The 21492-nt window shown below is 58.0% G+C and carries 26 protein-coding genes; all 26 read left to right on the top strand.

Annotation, left to right across the window (positions count from 1 at the left end; translation table 11 throughout):
* The first annotated feature begins 2 nt into the window (after nt 1–2).
* Entirely contained in the window at nt 3–1112 is a 1110-nt protein-coding gene (locus ACM6I6_RS27850; protein WP_414921024.1) for a DUF2213 domain-containing protein, read from the top strand.
* A complete protein-coding gene (locus ACM6I6_RS27845; RefSeq protein ID WP_414921023.1) occupies nt 1112–1624 on the top strand; it encodes a hypothetical protein in 513 nt (170 codons plus the stop codon). The genes ACM6I6_RS27850 and ACM6I6_RS27845 overlap by 1 nt, the downstream gene beginning before the upstream one ends.
* A gap of 12 nt (nt 1625–1636) precedes the next feature.
* Complete coding sequence (locus ACM6I6_RS27840) at nt 1637–2620, top strand: major capsid family protein (RefSeq protein ID WP_414921022.1); 984 nt, start codon at nt 1637–1639, stop codon at nt 2618–2620.
* 9 nt (nt 2621–2629) lie between these two features.
* Entirely contained in the window at nt 2630–2818 is a 189-nt protein-coding gene (locus ACM6I6_RS27835; RefSeq protein WP_414921021.1) for a hypothetical protein, read from the top strand.
* Between the two features lie 51 nt (nt 2819–2869).
* The gene (locus ACM6I6_RS27830; protein ID WP_414921020.1) at nt 2870–3304 is read left to right on the top strand and encodes a DUF4054 domain-containing protein; all 435 of its coding nucleotides are present in this window, start codon (nt 2870–2872) and stop codon (nt 3302–3304) included.
* Nucleotides 3301–3798 (top strand): hypothetical protein, encoded by a 498-nt coding sequence (locus tag ACM6I6_RS27825; RefSeq protein ID WP_414921019.1) that lies wholly within the window; start codon nt 3301–3303, stop codon nt 3796–3798. The genes ACM6I6_RS27830 and ACM6I6_RS27825 overlap by 4 nt, the downstream gene beginning before the upstream one ends.
* Nucleotides 3798–4217, top strand: coding sequence for a hypothetical protein (locus ACM6I6_RS27820; RefSeq protein ID WP_414921018.1), 420 nt, complete (start codon nt 3798–3800; stop codon nt 4215–4217). The genes ACM6I6_RS27825 and ACM6I6_RS27820 overlap by 1 nt, the downstream gene beginning before the upstream one ends.
* Nucleotides 4210–4767 carry an LIC_12616 family protein gene (locus ACM6I6_RS27815; RefSeq protein ID WP_414921017.1) on the top strand — a complete coding sequence of 186 codons (558 nt, stop codon included), beginning with the start codon at nt 4210–4212 and terminating at the stop codon, nt 4765–4767. Before ACM6I6_RS27820 ends, ACM6I6_RS27815 begins: the two co-directional genes overlap by 8 nt.
* The gene (locus ACM6I6_RS27810) at nt 4751–5881 is read left to right on the top strand and encodes a DUF3383 family protein (RefSeq protein ID WP_414921016.1); all 1131 of its coding nucleotides are present in this window, start codon (nt 4751–4753) and stop codon (nt 5879–5881) included. The genes ACM6I6_RS27815 and ACM6I6_RS27810 overlap by 17 nt, the downstream gene beginning before the upstream one ends.
* A 13-nt stretch (nt 5882–5894) precedes the next feature.
* Nucleotides 5895–6299, top strand: a complete 405-nt coding sequence (locus ACM6I6_RS27805) for a hypothetical protein (protein ID WP_414921015.1) — start codon at nt 5895–5897, stop codon at nt 6297–6299.
* Nucleotides 6296–6781: a phage tail assembly chaperone gene (locus ACM6I6_RS27800; protein ID WP_414921014.1), complete on the top strand. Its 486-nt coding sequence runs from the start codon at nt 6296–6298 to the stop codon at nt 6779–6781. The genes ACM6I6_RS27805 and ACM6I6_RS27800 overlap by 4 nt, the downstream gene beginning before the upstream one ends.
* 194 nt (nt 6782–6975) lie before the next feature.
* Nucleotides 6976–8547 carry a phage tail tip lysozyme gene (locus ACM6I6_RS27795; RefSeq protein WP_414921142.1) on the top strand — a complete coding sequence of 524 codons (1572 nt, stop codon included), beginning with the start codon at nt 6976–6978 and terminating at the stop codon, nt 8545–8547.
* Complete coding sequence (locus ACM6I6_RS27790; RefSeq protein WP_414921013.1) at nt 8544–9164, top strand: phage baseplate protein; 621 nt, start codon at nt 8544–8546, stop codon at nt 9162–9164. The genes ACM6I6_RS27795 and ACM6I6_RS27790 overlap by 4 nt, the downstream gene beginning before the upstream one ends.
* Entirely contained in the window at nt 9161–9463 is a 303-nt protein-coding gene (locus tag ACM6I6_RS27785; RefSeq protein WP_414921012.1) for a phage baseplate plug protein, read from the top strand. The genes ACM6I6_RS27790 and ACM6I6_RS27785 overlap by 4 nt, the downstream gene beginning before the upstream one ends.
* The gene (locus ACM6I6_RS27780; RefSeq protein WP_414921011.1) at nt 9456–10409 is read left to right on the top strand and encodes a baseplate hub protein; all 954 of its coding nucleotides are present in this window, start codon (nt 9456–9458) and stop codon (nt 10407–10409) included. The genes ACM6I6_RS27785 and ACM6I6_RS27780 overlap by 8 nt, the downstream gene beginning before the upstream one ends.
* Nucleotides 10406–11080: a Gp138 family membrane-puncturing spike protein gene (locus ACM6I6_RS27775; protein ID WP_414921010.1), complete on the top strand. Its 675-nt coding sequence runs from the start codon at nt 10406–10408 to the stop codon at nt 11078–11080. The genes ACM6I6_RS27780 and ACM6I6_RS27775 overlap by 4 nt, the downstream gene beginning before the upstream one ends.
* The gene (locus tag ACM6I6_RS27770) at nt 11077–11442 is read left to right on the top strand and encodes a hypothetical protein (protein WP_414921009.1); all 366 of its coding nucleotides are present in this window, start codon (nt 11077–11079) and stop codon (nt 11440–11442) included. The genes ACM6I6_RS27775 and ACM6I6_RS27770 overlap by 4 nt, the downstream gene beginning before the upstream one ends.
* A complete protein-coding gene (locus tag ACM6I6_RS27765) occupies nt 11443–12702 on the top strand; it encodes a baseplate J/gp47 family protein (protein ID WP_414921008.1) in 1260 nt (419 codons plus the stop codon). It abuts the gene before it with no gap.
* The gene (locus ACM6I6_RS27760; protein WP_414921007.1) at nt 12699–13358 is read left to right on the top strand and encodes a DUF2612 domain-containing protein; all 660 of its coding nucleotides are present in this window, start codon (nt 12699–12701) and stop codon (nt 13356–13358) included. Before ACM6I6_RS27765 ends, ACM6I6_RS27760 begins: the two co-directional genes overlap by 4 nt.
* Before the next feature lie 164 nt (nt 13359–13522).
* Nucleotides 13523–14377: a phage tail protein gene (locus ACM6I6_RS27755; RefSeq protein WP_414921006.1), complete on the top strand. Its 855-nt coding sequence runs from the start codon at nt 13523–13525 to the stop codon at nt 14375–14377.
* On the top strand, nt 14374–14565 hold the full coding sequence (locus ACM6I6_RS27750; protein WP_414921005.1) for a hypothetical protein: 192 nt from the start codon (nt 14374–14376) through the stop codon (nt 14563–14565). The genes ACM6I6_RS27755 and ACM6I6_RS27750 overlap by 4 nt, the downstream gene beginning before the upstream one ends.
* An 8-nt stretch (nt 14566–14573) precedes the next feature.
* A complete protein-coding gene (locus tag ACM6I6_RS27745) occupies nt 14574–15023 on the top strand; it encodes a terminase small subunit (protein WP_414921004.1) in 450 nt (149 codons plus the stop codon).
* Nucleotides 15020–16630 carry a phage terminase large subunit gene (gene terL, locus ACM6I6_RS27740; RefSeq protein WP_414921003.1) on the top strand — a complete coding sequence of 537 codons (1611 nt, stop codon included), beginning with the start codon at nt 15020–15022 and terminating at the stop codon, nt 16628–16630. Before ACM6I6_RS27745 ends, terL begins: the two co-directional genes overlap by 4 nt.
* Before the next feature lie 57 nt (nt 16631–16687).
* Entirely contained in the window at nt 16688–18580 is a 1893-nt protein-coding gene (locus ACM6I6_RS27735; RefSeq protein ID WP_414921002.1) for an SGNH/GDSL hydrolase family protein, read from the top strand.
* A 10-nt stretch (nt 18581–18590) separates the two neighbouring features.
* Nucleotides 18591–19352, top strand: coding sequence for a hypothetical protein (locus tag ACM6I6_RS27730; RefSeq protein WP_414921001.1), 762 nt, complete (start codon nt 18591–18593; stop codon nt 19350–19352).
* A 209-nt stretch (nt 19353–19561) separates the two neighbouring features.
* Complete coding sequence (locus tag ACM6I6_RS27725; protein ID WP_414921000.1) at nt 19562–21229, top strand: glycosyltransferase; 1668 nt, start codon at nt 19562–19564, stop codon at nt 21227–21229.
* The last annotated feature ends 263 nt before the right edge of the window (nt 21230–21492 follow it).

Raw genomic sequence — 21492 nt, 5'->3', positions numbered from 1 at the left:
CCATGAAGAAAATGACCATCGACGAGGCCTTCAAGCCATCGTCGCGCACCGTCACGCCTGAAGGCTTCCTCTGCGTGAAGGGGGTGGCGGCCCGTACCGGTGTTTATCAGTACGTCTCCACCGAGCTGGATCTCGACGGGCCAGAGCGCATCGTCAACGTCTACCGGCCGCCGACTCAAGTGTTCGCGCCCGAGTCGATGGCAACCTTCCCTGACAAGGATGTGACCAACGACCACCCGGACGACCTGGTCGACTCGACCACGTTCAAGCAAGTGTCGGTGGGCCACGTCCGCGGCGTTGAACAGGACGGCGACAACCTGGTGGTCGACCTGATCATCAAGGATCAATCAGCCATCGACGACATCCAGTCCGGCAAGGCTGAGCTCTCCCCAGGCTACCTGGCCGAGTACGTCGAAGCCCCGGGCATCGACCCGGCGTCCGGCACCGCCTACGAGTTCGAGCAGCGCGACATCCAGATCAACCACGTCGCCGTTGTAGAAGCAGCGCGAGGCGGCAAGATCGCCCGCATTTTTGACCACAAACCGAAAGGTGTACCAATGGCACAACGGAAAGTCTTTTTAGACTCCAAGAAAAGCCGCTCCATCATCCTTGACGAAGAGGCTGCTTCGGTAGTCGAAGACGCCGTTGCAGCCCTTCAGAAGTTCGCTGATGAAGAGTCAGCTCGCGCAGACAAGGCTGAAGCCACCAAGGACGAAGCGGAAGAGAAGCTGGAAGAGGCCAAGAAGGAAACTTCTGACGCCGCTATCGGTGCTCGCGTGAAATCCACCCTCGACACCATCGCCCTGGCGGCCCGTGTCGTGAAGTCGTTCGACGCGAAGGGCCTGGTGTCCCCGCTCGAAATCAAGCGCGCCGCAATGGCGCAGCTCAAGCCGACCCGCGACTGGGCAACCAAGTCCGAGGCCTACGTGCTGGCCGCCTTCGACGCCGCTGCTGATGAAGCAGAGGAAACCAAGGACGAAGACGAGGACGACGACAAGTCGAAAGTCAACGACAGCCTGAAACGCTTCGCTGACGACGCATCCAAGATCGGCACCAAGGCGACCATGGACGGCACCAGCGCTTACAACGACTTCCTGCGGGGTAAAAAGTAATGGCCACTGCATTCGACACCTTCAACCAATACGCCAGCACGGCATTCGAAGGTCAGATCAATGACTGCTCGATGCACGACCTGACGACTTATGTCGTCGAGTCTGCGGCCGTTCCGTTTGGTCGTGCGCTGATCCAAGGGGCCACCGACAAGGGTGCCAAACTTCCGGCTGCCGCTGCTGCTTTCATCGTTGGCTTGTCCGTGCGCCACGCAATCGGAATTGGCGGCGGCTATCTGACCGGTGACGGCAACGCCAACGGTAACCCTGTCGGATCTCGCGCTGTCGGCCAAGAGTCGACCGCGATGGCTTATGGCCGGGCCTGGGTCAAGACCCTTGCCGGCGCAACGCCTGGCCAGCAGGTCTACGTTGTGCCTAACACCGGTGAGCTCACCAACGCCGCAACCTCGGGCAACCTCCTGTGGCCTGGCGCGACCTTCAAAACTACCGCCTCCGCTAACGGCATGGCACTTATCCAAGTCCGCGGCCAAGCGCTCGCGACTCTGGTCGCTTAAGGAGCAACGAATATGCGTATGACAATGGACGCCCAGGCCCAAGCCGCACTGGGCTTTTACACTGGTCAACTGACGTATATCGAGCAGGAGGTGCTGCGCCAGCCGTACCCCGAGATTCGCTATCCGTCGATCCTGAACGTCGATACATCGGCGCCGGACTGGATCGAAAGCGTTGGTTTCAAAACGCTCGACTTCCGTGGCAAGCCACAGATTCTCGGTGACAAGTCCAAAGATTACCCAATGGCAGAGATGGCTTCTGCGATGGGCGCTGTGGACGTTCACACCTTCTCGCTGGGCTACAGCTATACCCTGGCCGAGCTGGGCAAAGCCATGGAAATGGAGCGCAGCCAAGGCCAAGGCGGAGCAATCAACTTCCTCGCCGAGAAGCCAAATGGCGTACGCCTGCTGACCGAACAATGGCTCGATAGCACTGCGTTCTCAGGCGACCCTTCGGTCCCTTCGCTTGCGACTGGTGGCCTGATCAGCTACCCAGGCGTGCCAGTGGTCGCTACCGGCGCACTGCTCGGCGGTGCAAACCAGACCATTGCGCAGATCATTGCGCAAGGCGACCCGAACAAGGTTTCTCAGGATCTGCTGAACCTGTTCAATAACGGTCGCCTGCAGGTTCAGGTCACGCAGACCAAAAACGTTTTCCGTCCTACCCATGTGCTGCTACCTGCGGTCCAGCACGGCCAGATCGAGAGCTACCGCATCCCGAACACCTCGGATACGTTGCTGAGCTATCTGGAGCGGGTCACCAAACTTACGTTTGAGCCGATCCTTCAACTGGCCGGCGCAGGCGCTGCCGGAGCTGACCGCATGATGTTCTACACCAAGAACGATCAGTACGCGAAGTTCCATATGCCAATGCCGTTCATGTTGAACTCGCCAATCCCTACCGCTGGCGGCCTGCAATTCGAATCGGCTGGCCTGGTGCGAATTGCTGGTACCGAACTGCGTATTCCGAAGTCCCACTTGTACGTCGACGGCATCTAAGGGGGTCATATGGCAACTCTGACCAATACCAGCTCCCACCCGTTGGTACTGGCTGATCTGACGATCCAGCCAGGCGAAGTGATTGAAGACTTCGACGACAAGGCGGCCGAAGACCTCAAAGACAGCCTGTTCGTCGAGGCAGGCTGGCTGGTCATCGAAGTAGCCGAGCCTGTCGAGCCCAAGGCGAAAGCCAAGTAACACCGATAGCCCCGCCCAGTGCGGGGCTGTTGTTTTCTGGAGGTTGCAACCGTGGCTGAACTGACCATCGAAGTGACGCCGGCGATCATTGCTGACTTCCGAGCGTTCTACGAAGAATTTTCCGACAGTGCCGCCTGGTCTGACACAAAGATCACCAAGGCGCTGTATATCGCACGCGGCGAGCTCGATGCCTGCCGCTGGGGCGACTACAAACCCTATTCACTCCTGCAGCGAGGCTGGTTCGCCCTGGCGGCGCATTACCTGACCTGGAACACGGCGACGACCGACGCCACTACGGCAGACGGCAGCGCCTCGACGCCCTACGCGGTGGCCAGCAAGGGCGTGCGCGATGAATCGGTGTCCTACGCTATCCCGGCGGCGAACGCCAGCCTGACGACGTGGGAGGCGGCTCTGGCCCTCACTCCATACGGCGTTGAGTACCTGCACCTGCGGGACAGGGCTGGCATGGGGGCCGTCTGCGTATGATCCGGCCGGACGTGAGCCTGATCGGCAAGCAGCAGGTCGAGCAGGCGATGAAGGACCTGGCCAAGAAGTTGGAAGGTGATGCTCGCGTCCTGGCCGGTGTTCCGAAAGGTGCCGGCACTTACGAAGACGGGCTGACCCTGGCGACTATCGCGGCGGTCAACAACTTCGGCTCTGCTGACGGCAAGATCCCCGCGCGTCCCGTGCTGGGCCCGGGCATCGAGAAAGGCGCTCCGCAATACCTGCGATTGGCCGAGGTGATGATTCCCAAGGTGCTGAGCGGCGAAATGACCATGCGCATTCTGCTCGAGCAGATGGGGCAGCTTGCCGAGGGGCACATCAAGCAGGAAATCACCGACCTGAAGGATCCGCCCAACGCCTCATCGACGATTGCTGCCAAAGGCTCCGACAACCCTCTGATCGATACCGGCGCCTTCCGTCAATCCATTCGTTACGTCATCGCCGAGGCAGGCGACCCAATCGAAGAGGGCTTGTGATGGGTTTGAACATGCGCGGCCACGTCAGCGGCCCCTTCGTGACGCACAAGGGCGTTGTCTTGAACCGCTACACCAGCGAGATCGCCGACTTCGAGCCGGCCCTGACCCTGAGCTACACCGACAGCTTCAACGCCAATGTGCAGCCTGTTAGCGACAAGGAAATCGAATTTCTGCAGATCGGCGCCGAGCGCATCAACGACGTGCGGGTGATTCACCGAAACGACGGTAAGGGCATCGAGGTTTCGACCCCTGGCAAGCTTGCCGACATCCTGGTGTTCGCCGAGACGCCAGACAAGCCGGTCACCTGGTGGAAGTCCATCGCGACCGACTTCAGGCCCTGGCATAACTTCTGCCGCGCTGTGGTGGCCAAGCTGGACCCGGCCGAGGTCGCCAGTCTGGAGGTGCACGCCGATGCTTGACGTAAAAGCGCTATCCAAGGCCGTGTGCCGGATCGTCGTCGCAGCGACTGGCCTGCCAGCTGACAAGGTGATCCTCGCCGACAACAACACTGCGGCCCCCTCTGGCAGCTACTGCGCCGTGCGCCTGCAAAACCCCGAGCAATGGGGTCAGGCGATCAACTCGCAGCGAAACGTGGTCGCCGAGGATGACCCTCAATACAAGGACATCATCGCCAAGGTGGCCACCCAGTTCACCCTGGGCTTCAGCATCAATTTCTACCGCTCTGGCGCGCTGATGTACGCCGGGGCGATCTGCGAGGCGAATAAGCGTGAGCCGATAAAGGCCCTTCTGCGCACCGCCAAGCTCGGCTGGTCCCGCGTATCACCGATCAACAACCTGACCGGGCTCTACCAAGCGGCCATGGAAGAGCGCGCCCAACTCACTCTGTACCTCTACGGCGAATCGATTGCTGAAGATCGCGTGCAGCGCATCTACCGCGTGGGTTTCTCCGCGCAAACCGAACAATCTGGCGCCGTTGCGCAAGGGGAAGTAAATGGCTTATCCGGCTGAAAGCATCATCAACATCAACACGCTGATCAATTCGGCCGGGCTCGGCACTGCCAACTTCGGCGCAGGCATGGTCTTCGCTGACTTCGATTCGTCCAGCGATGTGGCCTTTGTTGAAGGTTCCTATCGCGACTACGGCTCTCCTGCCCAGGTGGCTGCCGACTTCGACATTGCTTCCGACCCGTACGCGGCCGCGCTGGCATGGTTTTCAGCGGTACCGAAGCCCAAGACCTTGCGCATCTACCTGCGTATCGAGGACGACACCCCCGTCGAATCGCTGAACGATGCGATCAACAAAGGCATCTGGTTCTACTGGTTCGAGTTCGAGACCGCCATCCGCGCTGTCGATGCCGATGTGCTGGCTCTGGCTGCTGCCGGCGATGCCGCGGGCAAGTTCTTTGCCTACACCACCAACCAGGCGACGGTGCGCGATCCAGCGGTCACCACTGACATCGTCAGCAAGGCGGTGACTCAGGGCTCGCGCCGTCTGTTTTTGGCTAGTCACGCAACCGAGCTGTATGAAGGCTTCGAGATTGCCGCCGTGTTCAGTCGCGTTAACTTCAACGCCGCGAACTCGACCATCACCGGCGAGTACAAAAAGCTCCCAGGCATCGATGCCGAAAGCCTTACCCCGACCGCATACGGCGCCATGAAGCAGAAAGGTGCCGTGTTCTACACCGTGGTCGAGACCGGCGGCGAGAAGGACAACGGCCGGGTCATCAACTCGAAGACAACGTCGACCTACGGCGAATACATCGACGACGTATTCAACCTGGACGCTTTCACCAACTTCCTGACCATCGCGTTGTACAACGCGATGACCAAGGTTCCGACCAAGCTTCGCCAGACGCCTGCGGGCCAGCAGATCCTGATCGATGCTGCTGCACAGGTCGGTGAAAAGTTCATCGGCAACGGTTATCTGGGTGAGCGCCTGTACACCGACGACGAGACTGGTGAGGAGAGGCTGAGCCGAGGTTACGAAATGCTAACCAAGGCCGAAGACATCCTGCTGATCTCGGACGCTGAGCGTAAATCCCGCGGCGCAGCGCCGATCGTCATGCGCGTATTCCGAGCCGGCGCTATCCACACCGTCGACCTGACGGCCAACGTTGAATAAGGGGCGCTGACCAATGTCACTTTCCGATCTTTCCGTAGAAAACACCATCGTGGTCATCACTGGCGTCGGCGTCATTGATGACTGGGGCCGTACCGACCCACCCTTCACAGTTGAGCCGATCGACGACAAATCGACGCTCAGTCGCGGCCTGGGCGGCAATGCCGTCAAATTCACCCGCAAGAACCCCGGGCTTCGCCTGACTCTGAACCTGATGCCGGGCAGCCCTCAGGCGATCGCCCTGCAGGCGCAGGTTAACTCTGGCTCCGAGGTATCCGGCTCATATGCCTCGATCGCCGGCCTGGAGGGCGCTGTCTTCTCTGAAGGCGTGTTTACCCGCGGCAAAGCGATGGCTCGCGGTGGTCCTGGCATGAACGACGCTACCTTCGTCGCCGAATTCAACGTAGGTGTCACGCAATGAATCAGGCCGAAGCCCATATCCGCTCCATTGAGCATGACGGCGTGACGTATCGCTTCGGCATGCCGAGTGCTGAGAAGCAGCGCGCCGTGTTGTTCCGACTGGGCAAGTACGGGGTGGAACCGATGATTCGCGGCTTAGCCCTGGCTGAGGTTGGTGCCGCATCTTCCTTCATGGTTGCCGGCGGCATCGTTGGCACCATGCTCGCCCGTATGCCTGAGGACGACTTCAACTTCGTTTGCGACTCCATGCTGGGCAAGCTGTTCAAGGAAGGCAGCAGCACACCGCTCGCAATGGAGGACTTCTCCGGTCGACTGAAGACCTACTTCACCCTGGTGGTGATGGCCCTCGGGAATGTCTTTGAGGATTTTTCCGGACTCCTGACCCTCTTCCAGAAATCTACCGATTCAGTCGCGGCGGCGGATTCGAGTCAGGAGAACGCATCAATCCAGCCGTCGACTGGGAACTCTGGAGACCCTGCGTAGGGATTCCGGGCCTGTGCCCGCCGCTGTGCACCTACAGCGACCTTACCGACGGCACCTATTCGCTGGGCTGGGTCAAGCGGGCCAACCTGGTCATGGATGAAATGATCTATGCCCGTCACCTGGCCAAGGCCAATAGCCAAGACTAGCCCTGCACTCGCGGGGTTTTTCGCTTTTCAAGGAGCTTGAATTTGAAAGTGCTCGAAAGCTTCTTGATTGCCCTTGGCATCAAGGTGGATGACAAGTCATTCCAGAAGGCTGACGCCGCGTTCGGCGGCCTGACCAAGTCGGCGCTGCAACTCGGCGCTGTGCTGGCCGGCAAGCTGGCCATCGACAAGGTGGTCGGCGACTTCAAAAACGTCGGTACCGAGCTGAACAATTTCAACAAACTGACCGGGCTGAGTACGCAGAACGTGCAAATGCTCGGTCAGGCAATCAAGGCCCAGGGTGGTAGCGCAGCTGATGCGTTCGCCGACCTGACTAAGCTGCAGGATCTAATGGCATCGCCCATCACCGGCAACACCGGGTGGTTTGGTGACGTAGCCAAGCTAGGGTTGGACCCCGACGCCATCATTGGCGCGCAGGACACCGCCGAGGCACTGACCAACATCGCCAAGCAGTTCGAAACCATGTCGCCGCTTAATCAGCGCCTGGCCGGCAACGCCCTGGGCCTTAGCGAATCGACCGTGCGCCTGCTGATGAAAGGCAGCGAGGAAGCCCAAAAGCAACTCGACGTGCGCGGCAAGCTGGGGATCATGACTCAGCAGCAGATCGACGACTCGGCCCGCCTGACCAAAGCGTCCAGCGAGCTTGACCTGGTCTTCACCGACATAGGCAACACCATTGCCGGTGAGCTGGCCCCGGCCTTTGCCGACATGGCCGAGGACTTCGTTGCCTTCTATCGCGACAACAAGGACCTGGTCGACTCGGGACTGAAGGAATTCTTCGGCGGCCTGGCCGACAACATCGAGCTGGTATCGATCGCTTTGGCGCTGATGGGTGGTGGTGCTGCGCTCAAGGGTTTGGCGGCTTTACGCGCGCTAATAGGCCTGGGCGGTGCCGGTGCCGCCGCCGGTGGGGCAGCGGGGGCTGGTGGCGCGTCTCTACTGGCTGTTACCGGTGGTAGTGCGGCGGCCTTGTTCTATTCCAGCAAGCTAAACGAAGGCGAAGACACCGAACTACTGAACAACCGCCTGAAGAAAGGTGGCGGCGAGGCGGTCGGCGCTGTGGTCGACTTCTTTATGCATAAAGGCTGGACCCGCGAACAGTCGGAAGGCATCGCGGCCAACATCGAGCAGGAAAGCGAGTTCAAGGCAGACGCAGAAGGCGACGGTGGGAACGCCTATGGCCTGGCTCAGTGGCATCCAGACCGACAAAAGGAGTTCGCCAAGCAGTACGGCAAGGACATCCGCAAGGCGACTGGCGCCGAACAGCTGGAGTTCATCAACCACGAACTGACCCGCGGCAATGAACGAGCGGCCGGCGGCAAGTTGCGCACGGCGACCAGCTCCTACGACGCAGCATCGATCGTTTCGAGTGAATACGAACGCCCTGCAGACAAGGAGGGCGAAGCGGTGCGACGCGGCGAGAAGGCGGCGGGCTACAGCCCTCAAGGCGGACAGGGCGGGAATGGCGGTCCTTCCTACACCGACAATCGCCAGTTCCATATCCACGGGGCCGATACCGAGAAGGTCAAGCAGCTCTACACCGAGCAGTTGAGCACCCTCACCGAACAAACGATGCAGGACTTCAGGAGCCCTGAAAAATGAGCCTGATGAGCATCTTTGCAAAGACGCTGCCGAAAATTGGCCCTCTGGAGTTTGACGCCAAGCTTGAAGGCTCGACCGATAAAGCGGTGTATCTCACACAGTTCCCGGTCGAATTCGGCGCCAACGGCAACGACCACGCGATCCTGCTACCAAACCGCTACCTGTTGACCGGGGCCGTGTCCAACACCCCGCTTGGCTTGGACCTGAGCGACATCGGCATGATGGGCGTGGGTGAGGCGGCTACGGCGGTCGGCGGCATTGGCGGGGCGGCGATCAGCGCCGTCTCGGCCTATCTGCTGTCAGGCAGTGACGAGACCCGGGCCTCTACCGCCTGGGCATCGCTGACCGCCATCCTTGAAGCCCGCGCCCGGTTCGATTTGGACACAGGCAAGGAAATCATGCGCGACATGATGCTGGTGCGCCTGACTGAACGCACGCGGCCCGAGAACGAAGACGGCTTGGTGTTCATCGCTGAGCTTCAGCAGGTGCGCATCGTCCGCTCGAAGGTCGGCCAAGGCGTCACCTCAGCGGATCAACTGATGAAAAACGACACCGTGACCACCCAGGGCGCGCCCATGATCAATGCCGGTGACACGTCTGTCGAGGTGATCCAATGAGTCGCTACAAGGTTGCCGTCCAGGCCCTGCCGGCACAGACGTTCAGCGCTCGACTGGGCAAAAACACCCTTACCATTGAGCTGCAATGGATGGCGCGGCTTGAGGTGTTCCGGGTCAACATTCTGACCTCGCTGGGCGTCACCTTGACTGCCGGACGCTTCCTGCTACCGGGTGTCGACCTACTCGCTGGCCTGTACCCGCCACCACAAATTAGCTACGGCTCCCTGACACTAGAGGGGGATCAACCGACCCCGGACAACCTGGGAGTCGCCAACCTTCTGGTCTGGTCCGATGAATGACGAAATCTTTCTGCGCAGCTACCGGCTTAAGCTGGGCCGATCGACCGGCTCGCGGATTTACGAAATGCGGGTCGGTGAGATCGTCCCGGGAGACAATGACGGCCTGCGCATCACCTTCCAGGCTACCCACTTCGCCGGCAACGCCCTCAGTGTGGCCGAAATCACCATCTACAATGTGTCCGCCTATGCCGAGCGCCAAATGCTCGGCGATGGCATCACCAAGAAATACGAGTTCATTTCGCTGGAAGCTGGCTACGACGGTCTGTTTGGCGCGGTGTTCGTGGGTCAAATCGTCAACGTTCAGCGGCACCTAGAGGACGGCGGCGCCACTAAAGGGATCCGTTTTTTCTGCAAATCGTCAGCCAAGGAGCGCGACGAGAACCTGATCAACCTCACCCTGTCACCTGAAACCGATCCGGTGCAGATCATCGAGGCCTGTGCTGAGCCGTTCGGTGCGGAGATCCAGTTCTATGGCGACTTCTCCGAGCTCAAGCGCCGATCGCGCGGCACCGTCCTGCAAGGTAGTCCAACCGCTTGCATGAACGAACTGTCTGAGGCATTCCAGTTCGACTGGATGGTCGAGAACGGCGCAATCAAGATCATCAAGCGTGATTCAGCCCTGTCCAATCAGGTCTACGTCATCAGCGCCGGCACCGGAATGATCGGCTCGCCGGTGGTGACCGACACCGAAGTCGGCATCCGCTACACGCTCAACCCAAAGATCAAGCTGGGCGACACCATCAAGCTGGAGTCGATGGCGCCCCGCTTCGAGTTCTCCGGGGCGTTCTTCTACGACATCCCGCGCACAATTGGCGAGGGCTTCTACAAGATCAACTCTCTGGTGTTCGCTGGGGATTCCCACGGCGACCAGTGGGAAAGCCAGATCAGCTGTCTGCGCCTGAGCGCGGCGGCACAAGCCGGAATTTCGCAAAGGGCCACACGATGACTGATCCGCTCGCCTCCAGAACGCAGGCAGAGTTCTCCAAGATGCTGCGCGAAGTCTTCGGTGAGTACCTGAAGGGCAACATGCGCACCAGCATCCCGGGGCATGTACTGAAGTTCGACCCGGTTACCCAGATGGCGGAAGTGCAGATCGGTCTTATGCTCGAGGATCGCCAGGGCAAACAGGAGGCGCGTCGCCCTATCATCTGTGTACCGGTCCAGTTCTGGGGGGCTGCCGGCGGCACGCTGGAATGTCGGGTCGCCAATGGTACTGAGGGGGTTTTGTTCTTCTCGCAAGAGTGTATCGACTCCTGGGTCGACCAAGGCGGCGTGGCCATCAAGTCCGAGCCGCGGCGTTTCTCGATCAACGATGCCTATTTCGTACCTGGTGTCCGGTCTATCCCCGGTGCGATCAGCAACTTTGCCAATGACGGCATTCGTCTGCGCAGCAATGACGGTACGGCCTACTTCTGGATTCACGACAACAAGACGTTGGAGGTCGACGGTGTGTCGCTCAACGTGAAGTGTCTGGCCAACTTCGAAAAGCCGGTCAACTTCGAGCAGGCCGTCACTACCGAGACCACCATCCACAACCAAGGCGTCAGCATTGGCCTGGAGCATGGACACATCGGTGTTGAGCAAGGTGACGACATTTCAGGAGTGGTCAGCCCATGACAGTACGCAAACTGGACGCGGACGGCGACCTAGCGCTCGGCGCACAGGAATTTCTCAGTGGCTACAGCGCCGAGGAGGTCGCGCAGAACGTCCGAACCCGCCTCAAGTTCTTCCTTGGCGAATGGTTTCTCGACACCACCGATGGCACCGACTGGTTTGGCGGCGTGCTCGGCAAAGGCTCCGTCCTGTCATCGCGCGAGTCAGTGATCCGTCGCCGAATCCTCCTGACGCCGGGCTGCGCCGGTATGACGGCCTTTAGCGTGACGACGGACATTGCTACGAGAGAGCTCACCGTCAGCGCAACCATAGTCAGCCAATCCGGCGATAGCGCCGAAATCCAATACGTTCAGGCGGTTATCTAAATGGCTGAAATCACCGACCAAGGCATCACTGGGCGCTCGCTCAACGAGTATCTGGGCGACATCGAAGAAAGAACACTGGCGATCGATCCTGACTGGAACATCGATCCCGACTCTCCTGATGGCCTGCGCATCGGCATTGAAGCTGAGATGCTGGTCAATCTGGACGAAGCCGTCATCGCTGCCTACCGCAGCAAAGACCCCGACAGTGCTACCGGCGAAGGTTTGCGCAACATCGGCAAAATCTCAGGGATCAGGATCAAACCGGCGACCTATTCCGTCGCTCCTATCACCGTGATCGGGGCCGCAGGAACCGTGATTCCTCAGGGCTCCCAGGTGCGCAGTCGCATCGACAACACTCGATGGCTGACAACTGCACCGATCATTATTAGTGTCAGCCAGTCGGCTACGGGGTTTGCTACCTGCGCCACGCCAGGCAGGGTGCTGGCATCGGCTGGCGAACTGAACATCATCGGCACACCCGTGGCGGGCTGGTCATCGGTCACCAATTCCGAAGCAGCGCCTGGCGATGAAGCTGAATCTGACGAGGTGTTTCGAGCTCGTCGTGATCGGTCGGTTGCGCTGGCTGGGAGCAACATGCTCGACAACATGATTGGCAGCATTGCCAATGTGCCTGGCGTCACCGACGTGGTGGTGCTGGAAAATGACAGCGTATCCCCGGTAGATGCAGACGGTGTGCCGGTCAATTGCTTGGCGGTCATCGTCAACGGCGGTACCGATGCGGACATCGGCCTGGCCATGTACCAAAAGAAAAACCCAGGCTGCGGCATGTTCCCGCGCTACAACCAAAAAACCGACGCCTGGATCGATGCCCCCGGCGCAAACGGCGTCAAGGTTGAGGTCGTGTCGCCGGTGACAGGAAATACTGCCGTCATGACTTTTCAGCGCGCTATCGGCCTGCCGGTGTTCGTGGCTGTCAACGTGAAGAAAAAAGGCGATCTGCCTGGCGACATCGCAGCGGAGATTCAGCAGGCCATTGTCGCTGACTCTACGAAAGGCCTGTTTGCCGGTGAGACAACGACCGGTTTCAATAGGGGCGGTTATGACATCGGCGAGGTGGTACCTGTCGGCCGTCTCTACACGCCGGTCAACAAGGTGCTTGGTAAGTATGGCGACAGCTACATCGTCACTCTGACGATCGGCCTTAGCGCCGGCACACAGGGCTTGACGCCGATTCAGCCGACCATTGCCCAGCTCGCCACCTTTGAGGCCGCCAATATCGCGGTGACGGTGACGCCATGATCATGGATCACGTCGCGCGTGCCGAGTCGCGCATCATTAACGAATACCGCGGCAAGCCGCGGATGGAGAAATGGCTAACGCTGCTTCCAGCGATCGCTGACGAGCATCTCGAAAAGCCTCTTGACCAGGTATACAACAGCTACGACGTAGATACCGTAACCGGCGAGCAGCTCGACGTTATCGGGCGAATTGTCGGCATGCCCAGGCCAATTCTGCGTGGAGCTGCGTACGACGTATTCGGCTACTCGGGCAACGACTCCTACACCAACTACAACGTCGCGCCCTACATCGGCGATGGCGCCATGATGGACGCGCCGCTTAACAACGACCTGTATCGGAAACTGATCAAGGCCAAAATCGCCCGAAACATCAGCGATGGCACTTCCGACAGCATCATCCAGTTGGTGGAAATGATCATCGGTGTCGAGGTGACAGCGCTGATTGATAACGGTGACATGTCCTTCGATATCGGCATTGCTTCCGAGCTAGACAACACGACCGAGTACCTGCTGAACAACTTCGACATCATCCCGCGGCCCCAAGGAGTAAGACTCAGCTCGATATTTGTCCTGCCGGCCAACATCGGAACGATCGAATTCACCTCGTCGCGCATTTATACCTTTGCAAACGTCACCCTCCCTGGAGATTTAGCCTAATGGCACGACAGCCTTTTAATACGCGCTGGGCTCAGGGCGTGGAATCGCAAAACAACCCTAATACCTTTCAAGTGCCACCTGGGCCCCGGCTAAACTCTGGATGGGAGGGCGGACAAGACAAGGACGCGCCACCTGCCGGCCAAGAGAACTGGTGGCACAATCGTGTGGATACAGCCCTTCAGGATCTTGAGCGTCAGGGAGCAATGACCTGGCACACTCAAGCGATCTACGGCCTTGGGGCGCCTTGCTACGCCAGTGATGGCTATTACTACGAATCGCGCGTCGCCGGTAATGCCGGAAACAACCCGCTAATCAGCCCTACGTACTGGCGGCAGATCGGGCAGTCGCTTTACTCGACTCACAGTGTCGGCGAATACAAGGACGTGGCGCACAACGGTACTCCCGATCCGGGTTGGCTGAAGTCGACTGGGGCGGTTCTGCTGCGCGCGGCTTATCCGAAACTGTTTGCCGTCATTGGCACCGCCTATAACACCGGTGGTGAGTTGAGCACGCAATTCCGACTCCCTGACTGGCGTGGCGTCTTCCCGCGCTGCCTGGATGATGGCCGCGGGATAGACCCCGGCAGAACTCTGAGCAATACGCTGCAGGCCAGTCAGAACCTTACACACGCCCACGGGGCATCCGCATCAGCAGCAGGCAGCCACATCCATGGGGCTTGGTCTGACGCTGCCGGCAGTCACATCCACTCAGCCTGGACTGACGAGCAAGGGGCACACGCGCACAGTGTTAAAGAGGGCAGCGTGACGCCCAATGGTTCCGGCGACGAACTGATGGCTTCGGGTGACGATTACACCCGGATCATCGGTTCCTACTCGACCACATCATCTGCCGGATCACACGCGCACAACGTCGGGGTCTCGTATGCCGGTGACCACACGCACGGCGTCGGGATCAGCTACGCCGGCGATCACGAGCACACGATCAGCATTGGCAGCAGCGGTGGTAATGAAGCCCGCTCAGTCAACCTCGCCCAAGTTCGATGGATTCGTTACCTATGACCCAGAAGATCGTTTACCAATACGACGAAAGCGGTTGGTACAAGGGCGAAACTTTGGCCGATGCCGACCCTGTAGTGGTCGGAAATTGGCTGCTGCCGGCGCGAACCACTGAAACCAAACCACCGCTGTTCACTGCCGGAAAAATCCCGAAGTGGGTCGGCTACAAGTGGAAACTCATCAACCCGTAGGTGCAGATATGGAAAGGCCTCGCAAGCGCCGATTCACGGACAAGATGGAGGCGTTTTGCCTTGTCTACATGGAAACGAACAACGCTTCCGAGGCCTACCGCCGCTCCTACAACGTAACCAACATGGCAGAGAAGACAGCCGCTCGAGAGAGCTGGATCGTCCTGCAGAAGCCGCAGGTTCAGGCCCGGATCGCCGAGCTAAGGGAAGCAGTCATGGATAGGCACCAGATCACAGTGGATACGCTGCTGCTGGAACTGGAGGAGGCGCGCAAGGCAGCCCTTGGCGCCGAAACCCCGCAAACATCGGCGGCGGTGTCAGCCACCATGGGCAAGGCTAAGCTTCTGGGCCTGGACAAGAAGATCGTCGAAATCACCGGCAAGAATGGCGGCGCTATCGAAACGAAGTCGCAAGTCAGCGTGGACAAGAAGGCCCTCGAATCGGTCCTTGATCGCCTATGAGTTCCCTTCTCGACTGGGAATCAATGAGTCGGGAAGAGAAAGAAGCGTCCAAACTGATCAGCGAACATTCCCCGCTGTCGTTCATGCGCGTCTTTTTCCAGTTGAACCAAGGCATGAGGATGCTCTGTAACTGGCACCACCGCTACATGGATTACACCGCCCTTAAAGTTCTGTCGGGCGAACTTAAAAACGTGGTTTTCAATATGCCGCCAGGCGGAACGAAAACCGAGTTCTGGTCTATTCACGTGCCTGCCTACGTGATGACCAACTTCGCCCGGACACGCAACCTGAGCGTGTCCTACTCGAAATCGCTGGTCGAAGAGAACTCCAACCGCATCAAGTCGATCATCACCAGCTCCGAGTACCAGGAGCTTTGGCCGTGCGACCTGGGCAAGGCCGACGTGGCGAACTGGATCATCACTGACGAGAACGGGCGCAACAAACACCAGATCTTCAGCCGATCCACCGGTGGCCAGATCACCGGCGTGCGCGGCGGGTATATTTCCGAGGGCTTCACCGGGTTCATCAACCTGGACGACCCGGAAAAGGCCGACAGCGCATTCAGCGCAACCATGCGTGCCAAGGCTCAGCGGATTGTCACCAACACCCTGCGTAGCCGGCGGGCATCGCCTGACACCCCTGTAATTTGTACCCAGCAGCGCCTGCACACGGACGACGTGTCGGGCTTCTTGCTCAAGGGGGGCATGGGCCTGGACTTCAGTCACATCAAAGTCCCGGCCCTGGTCACCCGTGAATATATAGGAGGACTTCCACCGGAGATCCGCGAGCACGCCGAGCGCGATGTCTTCAGCAGTCCCTCAATCGTCCGTGGCGGTGTCGAGTACTGGTCCTACTGGCCAGCCAAGGAAACCGTCGCCGATTTGATGGCGCTTTGGGACCGCGACCCGTACACCATGGTCAGTCAGTACCAGCAGGAGCCGGTGGCCCTGAGCGGCGGCATGATCGATGCCGACTGGTTCAAGACCTATCAGCAATTGCCTTTCCTGGTCTGGCGCGGTGTGTACGTTGACACCGCGCAGAAGACCGACGAGCAGCACGATTATTCGGTTTTCAGTCATTGCGGCCTGGGTGTCGACGGCAACCTGTACATCATCGAGGTGCACCGCGGTAAGTGGGATGCTGGCGATCTTGAGACGGAAGCTCTGCGAGTTTGGCAGAAGTGGAAGGACTGGGATCAGTTCCGCCCGGCCGCCCTGCGCTACATGCGCGTGGAGGATAAGTCGAGCGGCACCGGCCTGATCCAGACGATCAGCAAAAAAGGTTCGATCCCGATCGAACCTCAGCCGCGCGGCCCGGCGGCCAACAAGGTCACCAGGTGCATGGATGCCGTGCCCTGGTTCAAGTCGGGCCGGGTGTTCGTGCCGGCCATCTACGACGATCAGGGCTGCAAGATCGAGCACGTCCGTGACCACCGCGGCGAGGTCGTCGCCCAGACCGACTGGGTGGCTCCCTTTCTCACCGAAGCCTCGGCCTTCACGGCTGATGACACCCACGCGCACGACGACCAGATCGACACCATCTTCGACGCCGTCGCCGACATGTTGATCAGTAACGGCGGCGAATTCTTCTCCAGCAACTGGCTTTAACTCTATCTGCTGACCGCGACTTGGTCGCATTCATTAAACACGCCTCAAGGAAATTCCATGGCAGACCAGACACAACGGCTTGAAATTGCCACTGTGAAGGCGGAAATCGGCAGCGATATCATCTATCGATTTTCCAACGATGCAATTGATGCCGAAGGAATCCCTACCGATTCGGGCGAAATTCAAAACCTCAAACAAGTTGCAGAAGGCATAAAGGTCGACGGCCAGGAGGCTGTGGAAACTGCCGTTGCCGAGGGAGTCATTGATCTGACCGACTCCGTGGAATCGGCAAGCGATTCTGCAAGTCGTGCGGAGCTCGCTGCAAATATCGCCGCAGCCACGGCAAACCAAAAGCTGTCAATCCCAGACGGCTTGGCTGCAACATCTGGCTCTGGCTCGACCAACCGTTTTTTTTCGGTTCCTGGAACCGGCAATACGTTTTCAACCCAATACAGAAATGACGCGGGTGTAGCCGTTGAGATTGGTAGAGTCTCGAGTGCTGAAGCAGTAGAGAGCGTTATAAAGCTGATCAACCCGGTTGACGGCTCAGTGCTCTATTACTTCCTCGATGAGCTTGGGTTTGCATGGGGGAGCGTTGGTTCTACGGGTTTCGACCTGCCGGGGATGGCCGCAAAACAGACAGTGCAAGAAGGAACTTCGATGCTGGATCCCGATGATTTCTTGATTTTTGATGACGGCCCCGACGGATCCACGTATGGCGCCGTAAGCTCTCGCCGCACTCCTGGCGAGGAGATGGTGGTTACTGACGAACTGGGCTTCGTCTGGTCTGACATGAAGAATCCCGCGGGCACCAAGGTAGCCCCGATCCCGTCCACCATACCGCTTATTGCAAGCCCGATCTGCGGCGTTCAAGGGGAAAATACCTCCATCTACGTACGAAACATTTTGGCCAAGCGCTCGGACACCAACCTGGTACGCGGTACGTTTGCCTCTCGTTCAACCCCGGAGATCATCACCAGTACCGATGAGCTTCGCTTCAAGACGGAAGATATTGGCGCCCACGCTTACCTTTATCTACGGTCCGAGCTGACGTCGGCCAGCCGCACTCGACTGACGCTGAACTGTTTGACTGCACCTAATCCAGGCATCGGTTCGGGTGCGATCCTTACGCTGGGAGATTCCATCCAGAACCGTCAGGGTGGCACGCAGCAGAAGCAGTTCCTTGAAGCTTGGGGATATGCACCGACCTTTATCGGCACCATCAAGGGCTCTTCCGCCATTGATGATCCGGACAACGCAACTGGCGAGCTGGGTGAGGCCCGTGAAGGATGGGAGACGGGCGACTTCACCTATTCGGTTACTGATCGGGTGAGCATGGTGGCTCCTGGGGGAGAAGCGGACTATCTCAACTCACCCAAGTTGACCAAGTGGCAGGTCAACCCATTCCTGAGAGCGTCTACCGGGGGGGATGACCCTAGCATTGTGCGAAACGGCAGGGTATTTGATCCGGCCTTCTACCAAGCTCGCTTCGGCCTGGCTACGCCAAAGATCGTCAACATCGCGCTCGGAACGAACAACGTTCGCGACCGAAGCACCGCTGAGATTTACGCCAATGCCTATTCTGACCTACTGCTCATCGTAAGCCAGTGCAAGGCGGCATGGCCATCAGCGAAGATCGTGATGTCGTGCCCGAGCACACCGCGCGACACCGCCCGAGACGTTCTCTGGGAGACGAAGTATGTGCCGCTGCTGCAGGCCATGCTCCAGGTGCGGAACGATGTCGCCAGCACTAACGTCCTGGTCTTTCCAGTCTGGGCGCATGTCACCCAAGAAGCGGGCTACACCATCACCTCACCGGTAACCGACCCTCTCACTGGTGCTGTAACTGGCTCGCTGGGTGATGCCATCCACCCACGCGAATCGACTCGTCAACAGATGCAAAAAGCCTACGCCAAGTTTTTCGCTTGCGCCCTTGCCAACCTGATTTAAGGAAACCCAAATGGGAACTGCACTCATCGCCAAGAACAGCAACGCCGAGAATTCCGGATTGCGAAAATTCGTACCGCCAGTCACGCGAAACCTGGAGGCTTGGCACTTCCTAAATACTGATGTAATGAAAGCCGCACGAAACTACGCTATGGGCGATAAACCTGATGCGCAGGTAATTGGCGCGCCGGCGGAGTTCGGTAGCTACATCCAGTTCAAGGGCCAGGCCAACTATCTGCAGACTCAGGTGGTGGACGCGCCGACCCAGACAGTCTTTAGCGTGATCCGCTCAAAAGACACTCTCGCGGATGTTGCTCACTCCCCAGCGTTTTACGGCACATACTCCACAGCAGCCCCGGGCGCCGCGCTCTACTGGGACTCCACCAACGCAGCTCTGGTCAAGACAGGTGCTCGATATACTGATGCCGGTCAGACGGCTATCGGCTCGACGCCCATCTCCCAGTCATCCGCGTCCAACCAGATAGTCATCGGCGAATGGTCTTTGATCGTCGACGTGACAAAGGCAGACTTCAACCGCAGCATCAACGCGACGAAGAACTCAACCCGCACCAGTGCTGCTGTCACTTATGGCCGCGTCCCGGCGGCGGTACCTTTCCGAATTGGCTCGGCGTATCCCGCGGCAAATAGTTTCGCGGGTACTGCAGATATGGCGCTGTGGGCGCATTATTCTACGGAGCTGACCGACGCCGAAATCGCATTGATAATCGCGCGGATTCGAGCGTACATGTCCCAGCGCCACGGGATCGTTGTCTGAGTCTTTGAGCGCCCGATCACTATGGCTCGCTGCGGGCGGGCCTTTTCTTCGTCAGGAACCTCCAGCGCGAGAATATCCGAAGTAATAATTTGTAACTCAAAGCGCGAGCGATTATAGGTTTCCGCACCGAATTTTCTCGTCTGGCCCGGAGAGGCTCTTCATGCAACAATTGAGCGAAATACCGCAAACCTGAAGAAGGGCGCGACACCGTGGTTAAGCAAGTCATTTCTGTTATGTACAACCTTGTAGAGCAAGGTGGCGGTATTACAAGAGTTTCGTTGGCACGAACCCAGGCCTTAGCCAGAACCGGAGCCTTATCGCGGATCGCGCTGTTTTTGAATGATGACAAGCTTGACAAGACCTACGAGAATCTTGTTGCTCAAGGTCGAATTTCAAGCGAAACCAATATCGTTAACCTTCAAAGGTGGTTTGCTCATAAAGCTGAAATCGCCAGCGGTCAGGCCGAGGATAAAGCGCAGAGCACTCTTGATCATTTGAAGGTGAAGGTAAAGAAGCGGGTTGACTATATCAATAACCTTGGTGTGAAGGTTGTTAGGTATCTGACTGCTACTGATTATGTGTTTCTTGAAGAGTTCTATAGTGGCGATGGCACCGTAGCAATGGTGACTATTCTTTGCCCGGGGAAGCCGGTTCTTAAATTTAACTCGCTCGAATCTTTGCATGCATATTGGTTGAAGCTGCTTTCCGAGGAATGCCTACCATGTTTTCTGATTTCTGACGCTCTCCAGGGCGCAGATACAGTTTGCATGGTTGATTCTGATCGTACTTATAGAATCTTAATGATGCACAGCAATCATTTGTTGCGACCTCACACCGTAGGCTCTGTTGTCGCGCCAAAATACGATGGTGTGATTCGTGGCATACCGCAATGCGACAGCCTAGTTGTTTTGACTCGGGCTCAGCTGAAGGATCTGAACGAGCAATTCCCGTTCGATCGTTATACAGCGATAGGCAATCCCGTTGGGGTCGAGATTCCCGCGGAGGAAGTAGTCCGCGAAGAGAACCTGGCTGTGGTTGTTGCGAGACTTCACACAGTGAAACGGATTAAAAACATAATTCGGGCTTTCGCTAAAGTCGTGGCAAAAAAACCTGACGCACGCCTAGAAATCTGGGGGTCGGGTGAGCAGGAAGAAGAGCTTAGGGACGAGATAAACAGCCTGGGAATGCAGGACTCCATCAAAATGATGGGGTTCGCTACAGACGTTTCGAAAATCTTCCGGCGTGCGAGCGTAAGCTTGGCTATGTCTGTGACAGAGGGGTTTGGGGTTAGCTTCGCAGAGTCACTCGCTTACGGCACACCATTGGTATCCATAAATACCAACTACGGCCCGAGGGAGATCGTAACCAGCGGTGAAGACGGCTTTATTGTGGAGTCGGAAAAGGAGTTCGTTGAAAAGACAATCTTGCTGCTGAGCGATAAAGACTTGGTAGCTTCGATGGGGGAGAAAGGAAAAGTAAATGTCCGGCGTTTCTCCGATGACTCAATAACAAAGCTATGGCTTGATCTCTTCGAAAAGTTAGAGAGCAAGCGGGCTCCGCGACAGAGTTATGCAGTCCCAAGCGGGCCAGTTATTCAAAATACCGTTGCAAGCAAGTTTGGCTGGATCTATCTTCCTGCTACAACTCATCCCGATGTTGTTGGTTTTTACAAGCAGGCAAAGGTCGCAGTGATCACCGATGTTTCTTCTGATAGAAAGTTTTTGGATGAGTCAACCGATCTGATCTCTGATATTTACGAGGTTGATGAAATGGTTTTTGATGGTCCGAAAGAGGTATTCAGGTTTAGGCTTATGAAGAATGGGGATACTTACAAAGGCATAGTTGCTGGCGGGGCTGTAAAGTTTATTCTTGCTTAATATCTAGTGGCATTAGCTAGCTTAAGGGCCCGAATCGGGCCCTTAATAAATTTATCAGACAATCTTTCCCCAGTCTGATTTACGGGACGCTGCAATCTCTTCCCGAATCAGTTGGCGAAGTGCCTCCTGCTGCTCCTTGGTAAACGAACTCAAGTCGACAGGTGGTTTGTTGGTTTGGTTCTGGTTGTTTGTATTTGGCATGACTACGTCCCTAATGTATTGAAGTGAATTGAATCGGTTGAATCCTGAGTTTGCTTCCGTTC

The sequence above is a fragment of the Pseudomonas sp. IT-P218 genome (assembly GCF_949767605.1).
Lineage (GTDB): Bacteria > Pseudomonadota > Gammaproteobacteria > Pseudomonadales > Pseudomonadaceae > Aquipseudomonas > Aquipseudomonas putida_AE.
Note: the sequence above shows the minus strand (reverse complement) of the source record. Positions and strands in the feature narration are given on the sequence as shown.

Excerpts from the sequence above, each read along its gene's own strand:
- ACM6I6_RS27850 (WP_414921024.1), top strand. The coding sequence starts at position 3 with ATGAAGAAAATGACCATCGACGAGGCCTTCAAGCCATCGTCGCGCACC.
- ACM6I6_RS27845 (WP_414921023.1), top strand. The coding sequence starts at position 1,112 with ATGGCCACTGCATTCGACACCTTCAACCAATACGCCAGCACGGCATTC.
- ACM6I6_RS27840 (WP_414921022.1), top strand. The coding sequence starts at position 1,637 with ATGCGTATGACAATGGACGCCCAGGCCCAAGCCGCACTGGGCTTTTAC.
- ACM6I6_RS27835 (WP_414921021.1), top strand. The coding sequence starts at position 2,630 with ATGGCAACTCTGACCAATACCAGCTCCCACCCGTTGGTACTGGCTGAT.
- ACM6I6_RS27825 (WP_414921019.1), top strand. The coding sequence starts at position 3,301 with ATGATCCGGCCGGACGTGAGCCTGATCGGCAAGCAGCAGGTCGAGCAG.
- ACM6I6_RS27820 (WP_414921018.1), top strand. The coding sequence starts at position 3,798 with ATGGGTTTGAACATGCGCGGCCACGTCAGCGGCCCCTTCGTGACGCAC.
- ACM6I6_RS27815 (WP_414921017.1), top strand. The coding sequence starts at position 4,210 with ATGCTTGACGTAAAAGCGCTATCCAAGGCCGTGTGCCGGATCGTCGTC.
- ACM6I6_RS27810 (WP_414921016.1), top strand. The coding sequence starts at position 4,751 with ATGGCTTATCCGGCTGAAAGCATCATCAACATCAACACGCTGATCAAT.
- ACM6I6_RS27805 (WP_414921015.1), top strand. The coding sequence starts at position 5,895 with ATGTCACTTTCCGATCTTTCCGTAGAAAACACCATCGTGGTCATCACT.
- ACM6I6_RS27800 (WP_414921014.1), top strand. The coding sequence starts at position 6,296 with ATGAATCAGGCCGAAGCCCATATCCGCTCCATTGAGCATGACGGCGTG.
- ACM6I6_RS27790 (WP_414921013.1), top strand. The coding sequence starts at position 8,544 with ATGAGCCTGATGAGCATCTTTGCAAAGACGCTGCCGAAAATTGGCCCT.
- ACM6I6_RS27785 (WP_414921012.1), top strand. The coding sequence starts at position 9,161 with ATGAGTCGCTACAAGGTTGCCGTCCAGGCCCTGCCGGCACAGACGTTC.
- ACM6I6_RS27780 (WP_414921011.1), top strand. The coding sequence starts at position 9,456 with ATGAATGACGAAATCTTTCTGCGCAGCTACCGGCTTAAGCTGGGCCGA.
- ACM6I6_RS27775 (WP_414921010.1), top strand. The coding sequence starts at position 10,406 with ATGACTGATCCGCTCGCCTCCAGAACGCAGGCAGAGTTCTCCAAGATG.
- ACM6I6_RS27770 (WP_414921009.1), top strand. The coding sequence starts at position 11,077 with ATGACAGTACGCAAACTGGACGCGGACGGCGACCTAGCGCTCGGCGCA.
- ACM6I6_RS27765 (WP_414921008.1), top strand. The coding sequence starts at position 11,443 with ATGGCTGAAATCACCGACCAAGGCATCACTGGGCGCTCGCTCAACGAG.
- ACM6I6_RS27760 (WP_414921007.1), top strand. The coding sequence starts at position 12,699 with ATGATCATGGATCACGTCGCGCGTGCCGAGTCGCGCATCATTAACGAA.
- ACM6I6_RS27750 (WP_414921005.1), top strand. The coding sequence starts at position 14,374 with ATGACCCAGAAGATCGTTTACCAATACGACGAAAGCGGTTGGTACAAG.
- ACM6I6_RS27745 (WP_414921004.1), top strand. The coding sequence starts at position 14,574 with ATGGAAAGGCCTCGCAAGCGCCGATTCACGGACAAGATGGAGGCGTTT.
- terL (WP_414921003.1), top strand. The coding sequence starts at position 15,020 with ATGAGTTCCCTTCTCGACTGGGAATCAATGAGTCGGGAAGAGAAAGAA.
- ACM6I6_RS27735 (WP_414921002.1), top strand. The coding sequence starts at position 16,688 with ATGGCAGACCAGACACAACGGCTTGAAATTGCCACTGTGAAGGCGGAA.
- ACM6I6_RS27730 (WP_414921001.1), top strand. The coding sequence starts at position 18,591 with ATGGGAACTGCACTCATCGCCAAGAACAGCAACGCCGAGAATTCCGGA.